Origin of the sequence: Gordonia sp. DT30, assembly GCF_049844915.1 — a bacterium.
Lineage (GTDB): Bacteria > Actinomycetota > Actinomycetes > Mycobacteriales > Mycobacteriaceae > Gordonia.
Window position 1 is genome coordinate 1 of record NZ_JBNCLY010000102.1, and the last position, 300, is coordinate 300.

1 protein-coding gene is annotated in these 300 nt (G+C 66.0%); it reads left to right on the forward strand.

Annotated elements, in window-relative coordinates; translation table 11 throughout:
* On the forward strand, window positions 1-300 hold a 300-nt coding region (locus tag ACLQ3C_RS21615; protein WP_425707135.1), incomplete at both ends, for a hypothetical protein.

Below are 300 nucleotides of genomic sequence, written 5' to 3' on the forward strand. Positions count from 1 at the left end.
GGCGGCCAATTCCTCGGTCTGCTCCGTCCGACCCTCATCATGCGACACCGGCGGCCGCACACCATCATCAGCAGCGGTGTCGGCGCCGCGATCGGGCACCACATCCCCATCACCGTCACCGCCCCGACGGACCGGGCGCTGATCCTGCGCATGCGGTCCCGCCACCTCACCACCGTCATGAGCGATCAGATGCGGAAGATGCGCAACATCATGCGGAAGTCCTTCGACAGCAACAACATCCATCCGCACCGTCACATCACCCACACGAGCGGACGGCATCTGCGCCGCACCCTCAGACGC